The sequence below is a fragment of the Amycolatopsis sp. SID8362 genome, from assembly GCF_010550475.1.
Lineage (GTDB): Bacteria > Actinomycetota > Actinomycetes > Mycobacteriales > Pseudonocardiaceae > Amycolatopsis > Amycolatopsis eburnea.
The window spans coordinates 1-7,195 of record NZ_JAAGNB010001473.1; the positions used below are offsets into that span (position 1 = coordinate 1).

7 protein-coding genes are annotated in these 7,195 nt (G+C 72.9%); all 7 read right to left on the reverse strand.

Annotated elements, in window-relative coordinates:
- The coding region (locus tag G3I65_RS45375; RefSeq protein WP_160701585.1) for an ABC transporter permease at positions 1–859 on the reverse strand (859 nt) is incomplete at its 3' end.
- Positions 859–1,839 (reverse strand): ABC transporter permease, encoded by a 981-nt coding sequence (locus G3I65_RS45380; RefSeq protein WP_160701586.1) that lies wholly within the window; start codon positions 1,837–1,839, stop codon positions 859–861. The genes G3I65_RS45380 and G3I65_RS45375, both read right to left, overlap by 1 nt.
- The gene (locus G3I65_RS45385; RefSeq protein WP_160701587.1) at positions 1,836–3,425 is read right to left on the reverse strand and encodes an ABC transporter substrate-binding protein; all 1,590 of its coding nucleotides are present in this window, start codon (positions 3,423–3,425) and stop codon (positions 1,836–1,838) included. The genes G3I65_RS45380 and G3I65_RS45385 overlap by 4 nt, the downstream gene beginning before the upstream one ends.
- Entirely contained in the window at positions 3,422–4,312 is an 891-nt protein-coding gene (locus G3I65_RS45390; protein WP_160701588.1) for a serine hydrolase, read from the reverse strand. Before G3I65_RS45390 ends, G3I65_RS45385 begins: the two co-directional genes overlap by 4 nt.
- Positions 4,309–5,688, reverse strand: coding sequence for a serine hydrolase (locus G3I65_RS45395; RefSeq protein WP_160701589.1), 1,380 nt, complete (start codon positions 5,686–5,688; stop codon positions 4,309–4,311). Before G3I65_RS45395 ends, G3I65_RS45390 begins: the two co-directional genes overlap by 4 nt.
- 104 nt (positions 5,689–5,792) lie before the next feature.
- Positions 5,793–5,972, reverse strand: coding sequence for a hypothetical protein (locus G3I65_RS45400; RefSeq protein ID WP_160701590.1), 180 nt, complete (start codon positions 5,970–5,972; stop codon positions 5,793–5,795).
- 22 nt (positions 5,973–5,994) lie between these two features.
- On the reverse strand, positions 5,995–7,110 hold the full coding sequence (menC, locus tag G3I65_RS45405) for an o-succinylbenzoate synthase (RefSeq protein ID WP_160701591.1): 1,116 nt from the start codon (positions 7,108–7,110) through the stop codon (positions 5,995–5,997).
- Positions 7,111–7,195 lie beyond the last annotated feature (85 nt).

A 7,195-nucleotide genomic window follows, 5' to 3' on the forward strand; every position in this document is an offset into this window, starting at 1 on the left:
CCGCCGCACGCCGGGTCGCGCGCGTCCGGACCCCGACCACCGCGGCGACCGTCTCCCCCACCAGGTTGAACGCCAGCCCGGCCAGCACCACCGCCGCGGCGGGCGCGAGCGCGGCCACCGGGCTGACGTAGATGCCGTCCAGGCCTTCGCGCAGCAGCCGTCCCCAGTCGTAGTCCGGCGCCTGCACGCCGATCCCGAGGAAGGACAGCCCGGCGAAGGCGAGCAGCGACGAGCCGGCCCCGATGGTCGCGTTGACCACGAGGGGCTCGCCGATGTTGGGCAGCACGTGCCGGGCCAGCAGCCGGATCCGGCCGACGCCGGCGATCCGGGCCGCGGCGATGTAGTCGCGCCCGCTCACCGACGCCGAGAGCGTCTGCACGAGCCGGGCGAACGCCGGCGCCATCGCGAACGCGATCGCCAGCACCGCGCCCTGCGTGCCGACGCCGAAGATCACCGCGAAGAACAGGGCCAGCAGCAGCCCGGGGAACGCCACCGCGATGTCGACGGCCGCGACCAGCAGCCGGCCCGCCCACCGCGGCAGCACCGACGGCAGCGTCCCGAGCACGACCCCGGTGCCGACGCCGATCGCGGTCGCGAGGACCGCGAGCCCGATCGAGAGCCGGGTCGCCACCAGGGTGCGGAGCAGCAGGTCGCGGCCGAGGGAGTCGGTGCCGAACGGGTGAGCGCCCGACGGTCCCTGGCCGATCGCGTCGGTGTCGATCGCCGCGGCGCCGTCACCCCAGACGAGCGGGGCCACCACCGCCAGCACGACCACCACCGCCAGCAGCACCGCCGAGCACGCGCCCACCGGGGTGCGCACGGCCGCCGCCCACACCGAACCACGTCGTCGTGCCGTCATCAGGCCTCCCGGATCGCCGAGCGGGGGTCGAGCAGCCCGAGCACGACGTCGACCAGCAGGTTGACCAGCAGCACGCCGACGCCGTAGACCAGCACGATCCCCTGCACCAGCGGGTAGTCCTTCGTCACGATCGACTGCACGATCGTCGACCCGAGGCCGGGCCAGGCGAACACGTTCTCCACCAGCACCGTCCCCGCCACCATCGAAGTCAGCATCAGCCCGCCCAGGGTGAGCGTCGCGGTCAGGGCGTTCGGCAGCGCGTGCCGGACGTAGACCAGCCGCGCGGGCAGCCGCTTCGCCCGCGCGGTGCGGACGAAGTCGGCGCCCAGCACGGAAAGCAGCTCGACGCGGATGATCCGGGCCAGCACCGCGGCCGGCCCGATCGCCAGCGCCGCCACCGGCAGCACGTACCCGCTGACGTCGTCGGCGCCCGCGACCGGGAACCAGCCGAGGCCGACGGCGAGCAGCGCCACCAGCCCGACCCCGATCAGGAACTCGGGGATGGCCGCGACGAGCACGCTCACCGACGTGAAGCCCAGCTCCGCGCCCCGGCGGCGGCCGCCGCGGGTGAGCACCGCGAAGCCGACGCCGAGCGGGACCGCGACGGTCACCACGACCGCGAAGGCCAGCACAGCCAGCTGCAAGGTCGAGGGCAGCCGGTCGCCGATCACCTGCGCCACCGGCTGGCCGCTCGCCATCGACGTCCCGAAGTTCCCGGACAGCAGGTTGCGCACGTAGTGCCCGTACTGCACCCACAGCGGGTCGTCCAGGCCCAGCTCGGCCCGCTTCGCCGCCACCAGCGCGGCGGGCGCGGTCATCCCCAGCGACGCGCGGACCGGGTCGCCGGGGACCAGGTGGATCATCAGGAACGCCGCGGTGAGCAGCGCCCACAGCGAGACGGCGAACCGGGCCAGCCGGCGCGCGGCGAACGCCGGCCACGGGCCGCCGCGCAGCCGGGGTGGTGCCGCCGCCGTGGTCACTTCGCCAGCATCCGGATCGACGACGGCGTCAGGCTGCCCTGGCTCAGCGTGAACTTCGCGCCGCTGGCGTAGGTCGGCACGACGGAGTCGAAGTAGGGCACCGCGTCGACCCGCTTGATCAGCGCGGTCTCCGCCGCGTTCCAGTCCGCGCAGCTCGCGTCGCCGGGCTTCGCCGCCGCGGCCTGCGCGCCCTGGTCGTAGCCGGGGTTGGAAATGTGGGCGAAGTTCGTCCCGTCCGGCGCGGCCGGGCCGGAGACGAACGGCACCAGCTGGCTCGGCAGCGAGAACCCGACCGGGCCGAGGGAGACCTCCCACTCGCCGGTGCCGAACAGGACCTGGCTGAGGCCGGGGCTGTCGACCGCCTTGAGCGTCACGTCGGCGCCGAGGGACTTCCACGTCTGCTGGACCAGCTCCGCGGTCGGCGCCATCGTCGGGCCGAGCTGGGTGCCGTAGAGGACGGTCAGCGAAAGCTTCTTGCCGTCCTTGGCGCGCACGCCGTCCGCGCCCTTCTTCCAGCCCGCGGCGTCCAAGGCGGACGCCGCCGCGGCCGGGTCGTGGGCCGGCAGGTTGCCGGTCACGGTGTCGCCGGGGCAGACCTCCGGCTCGTTCGTGATCATGCCCTGCGACGGCTTGCCGGCGCCGTTGGTCAGCACCTTGCCGAGCTGGGGCAGGTCGAGCGCCTGGGTCAGCGCCCGGCGGACGGCTTCGTCCTGCCCGGGCCGCCCGGTCGCCTGGTTGTAGAACACCTCGCCCATCGGCGCCGTGAAGTCGGCGTGGAAGAGCTTGCGCCCCTCCAGCCGCTGCCGGTCCGGCCCGTTGACCTGGGCCGCGTTCAGCTCGCCGGACAGCAGCAGGTTGGTCGCGGTCGTGGTGTTCGGGATGACCCGCACGACGACCTTGTCCGGCAGGCCCGGTTCCGCCTTCCAGTCACCGGGGCCCCACGCGTAGTCCTTGCGGCGGTTGAACGTGTAGTGGTCGTTGGGCACGGACTCGGTGACGGTGAACATCCCGGTGCCGGCTTCGCCCTTGGCGAGCAGCTTCCGGTCCGCGAGCCCCTTGGCGCAGGCGATCGGCACCCCGCCGATGTTGCGGGCCAGGAACGCGTCCGGCTTGCCGCTGGTCACGGAGATCGTGCCGGCCGCCGCGTCCGCGGTCGCCTTGGTGCCCGGGGCGATGTACAGCCCGGCGATGGGCGACTTGTTCGCCGGGTCGCCGATGAAGTTGATGTTGGCCGCGACGTCGGCGGCGGTCAGCGGGCTGCCGTCCGCGCACGTGAGGCCCTGGCGCAGCGTGAAGGACGCGGTCGTCGTCGACGCCTCCCACTTCGCGGCCAGCCCAGCGACCGGCTTGCCGGCGTCGTCGAGGCCGAGCAGCGTGTCGTAGAGGAACCGATCGACCTGGAGGGCCACCGACAGCACGGTCATGTGCGGGTCCAGGCTGCCGGGGTCGGAGCCGACGCCGAGGCTGAACGTCTTGCCGTCGACCGGCTTGCCGTCCCCGCTGCCGGCGTTGCCCGATCCCCCGCAGGCGGTCGCGGTGAGCGCGAGCACCCCGAGCACGACCCCCGCCGTCCGAATCCTGGTCATGGTGTTTCCTTCCGGAGGTGGTCCACGGCGAGGCGGGCAGCCTTGCCGATGGCGGCGTCGACGGCGGGTTGCCGCTCGGCCAGGGAGTCCGCGCGGGTGAAGACGGCGACGGCGAACCGGCGGCCGTCCGGATAGGACAGGACGCCCGCTTCGTTGCGCACCGCGGGCAGGGTGCCGGTCTTGGCCGCGATCGCGACGTCGGAGCCGAAGCCGGACGAGATGCGGTGCGGCCAGATCTGCCGCGCCATGATCGCGCGCACCCGCTCGCACGCGGCCGGTTCGCCGGCGCGGTCGGTCCAGATCGCGTCGAGCAGGGTCGTGATCTCCCGGGGCGTGGACGACGTCGTCCGCTCGGGGTCGAGCACCGCGAGCTTCCAGGTCTGCTCGGGCGTCGCGCCGGCGAACACCGCGTCGAGGTCGGCGTCCTCGGCGGCACCCAGGTCGGCGAGCACCGAGGCGAACAGGTCCTCGCAGCAGCCGATCAGCCGGGTACGCCCCAGGCCGAGGTCGGCGAGGACGCGGTCGACGGCGGCCTGGCCGACGCGGTGGTAGATCACGTCGGTGGCCGCGTTGTCGCTCATGGTCAGCATGAACAGCGCGAGGTCGCGCCAGCTCAGTTCGACGTCGTCGGCGCAGCCCGCGGTGCCGATCCCGCCGATGCGGTAGCGCTTTCCGACGCGGGTGCGCTCGGTCTCGTCGAGCCGGCCCGCGACGACCTCGCGGGCGTAGGCGACGGCGACCGGGATCTTGAACACCGACGCCAGCACCACCGGGTCGTCGGCGCCGACGGCGACCTCTCCCCCGCCGCCGATCTCCTTGGCGTGCAGGAAACCCCGGGCGCCCGCCGCCAAGAAGGCGTCCGCGATCCGCGTTTCGACCGGGCTCACGCGCGCACCCGCCGGTCGGCGCGGCCGGTGTGCAGGTACAGCGCGCGCCCGGTGCCGTCGTCGCCGACGAACGCGTGCGGCAGGTACATGCCCTGCATCGGCTCGGCCAGGATCAGCGTGTCGCCGTTCATCGCGACCAGCTCGGTCTTCTCCGGCTTGGCCAGCTCGGCGAAGATCCCCTTCGGGACGCGCTCCACCCAGACGCGGCCGTCCTCGTCCTGGCTGACCGTGATGTCCGCGACGGACGACGAGTACTCGCCGACGTACCGCGTGGCGTCGATCCGCGGGGCTTCCGGGTTCGGCACCGGCGGCACCTTCAGCTCGATGCCGGTCAGCTCCTTGAGCACGTGCCCGACGACCTCGGTGTAGAGCGCGATCGGGTTGCCGCCGTTGGTCAGCAGCGCCACGGCGACGTCGTGCCCGGGCGCGAGGCGCAGGAAGGCCGACTGGCCGATCGTGCCGCCGTCGTGGCCGACGACCGCGCCGCCCTCGGACAGCGACCAGCCGAGGCCCCACGCCTCGCCCATCAGGCCGAGGTCGGGCAGCTCCACCACGCGTTCCCGCATGGCGCGGGCGCTTTCCGCGCTCAGTACGCGGCTGCCGTCCGGGCCTTCGCCGTCGCGCAGGTGCATGCCGGCGAACGTCACCAGATCGCGCGGGCGCATCGCGAGCATCGAGCCGGCCGGGGCGTTGGACGCCGCGAGCGCCCAGACGCCGGCGGGCTGCGGGTCGGCGCCGGGCTCGGGCGTGAGGTGCCCGAGCGCCGCGCGGAAGCGGATCGCCTCGTACGGGCTCGCGGCGGCGTGCGTCAGTCCCAAGGGGACGAACAGGTGCTCGGCGAGGCAGTCGTTGTAGGGCTTGCCGCGCAGCACTTCCACGACCCGGCCGAGCACGCAGAAGGCGGCGTTGTTGTAGGAGAACATCTCGCCGGGCGCGAACAGCTGCGGGACGTCGCCGAGGGTGGCGACGTACTTCTCGACGCAGTCGTCGCCGCGGCCGGTGTCGGTGAAGATGTCGCCCTCGAAGCCGGAGGTGTGGCACATCAGCTGCCGGACGGTGATCTTGGCGGCTGCAACATTGTCGGCGATCTTGAACTCGGGCAGGTACTTCCGGACCGGCTCGTCGAGGTCGAGCAGGCCCTCGTCGGCGAGCTGCAGGGCCAGCGTGGTCGTCCAGATCTTGGTGATGGAGCCGATCTGGAACAGCGAATCGGTGTCGGCCTCGACGCCGGTGCCCGTGTTGAGCACGCCGGCCGCGTGGTCGATGATCTCGCCGCCGGCGTACACGGCGACGGACGCGCCCGGCACCTTGTGCTCGGCCAGCAACGCGGGGAGCCGGCTGTCGAGCCAGGCGGAGAGTTCGGTGAGCTTCGACATGGTTGCCTCTCGTGGCGAACGGTGGGGGAACCGGCGATGCGGGGATGCTAGGACGGGTCACGGGGCCGCCGATTCGTCGAAACCGACGAGACCCGGGGAAACTTTCATCGCGGGCGACGAACCGCCCGCAGCCGGTGGGCCGCGTCGGCCCGCAGGCCCGCGTACCGCACCGCGACCAGGACCTTGACCCGCGACGCCGCGACGGCGGCGCCGGCCGCGTACGTGCGGGCCCGCGCGCCGGCCTCCGCCGCCCAGCGGGCGAGCACCTGTTCGGCTGACTCCATGGAACCCTCCGTCCGTTGTGGACTATCCGGCGGGCGAGGTGAGCCACGCCTTGGCGGTCGTCACCTCGGCGAGCTGCTCCGGGATCGGGGTGACGCCGAGCCCCGGACCGGACGGCACCGGCAGCCGGCCACCCGCTTCCAGGACGAACGGCTCGGTGATGTCGGTGCGGTAGAACCGGTCGGACGCCGAGGTGTCGCCCGGCAGCGTGAACCCCGGCAGCGACGCCAGCGCGACGTTGGCGGCCCGGCCGAGGCCGGTCTCGATCATCCCGCCGCACCAGACCGGGACGCCGTGCGCGGCGCAGACGTCGTGCACCCGCCGCGCTTCGAGGTAGCCGCCGACCCGGCTCGGCTTGATGTTGACGATCTGACAGGCGCCGAGCTTGATCGCGTCGGCGGCCGAGCGCGCGGAGACGACGGACTCGTCGAGGCAGATCGGCGTCCGGATGTGCTTGGCCAGCTCGGCGTGGCCGAGCACGTCTTCCTCTTCGAGGGGTTGTTCGATCAGCAGCAGCTCGAACAGGTCGAGCCGTTGCAGCTGCGGCACGTCCGAGAGCGTGTACGCGGTGTTCGCATCGACCTGGAGCAGGATGTCCCCGAAGCGTTCGCGGACCGCGCGCACCGGCTCGACGTCCCAGCCCGGCTCGATCTTCAGCTTGATCCGGACGTACCCGTCGTCGAGGTAGCCGGCGACGACGTCGAGCAGTTTCGGGACGGTGTCCATGATGCCGACGGACACCCCGCACGGCACGGAGTCCCTTGTGGACCCCAGCGCGGTGCCGAAGGACATGCCGTGGGCGCGCAGCTCGGCGTCCAGGACCGCCATTTCCAGTGCGGCCTTGGCCATCCGGTGACCCTTGAACTTCGCCAGCAGCGGCGCGACCTTGTTGGCGGTCAGGTCCCCGGCCGCGAGCAACGTCGGCACCAGAAAGGTGCGCAGCACGTGCTCGACGCCGTCGACGTACTCCGAGGAGTACAGCGGGTCGACCATCGCGCCGCACTCGCCCCAGCCCTCGCCCTCGGACGTCACCGCCCGCAGGAGCAGCAGTTCGCGCTCGGCCTGCGTGCCGAACGACGTCCGGAACGGTGCCACCAGCGGCATCCGGACGCGCAGCAGTTCCACCCCGGTCAGTTTCACGCCGTGTGCTCCTTCGCGACCACGTACCAGCCGGCACGATCGAATCCGGTGACCGACGCCCCGCCGGCCATCAACCCGCCCAGGA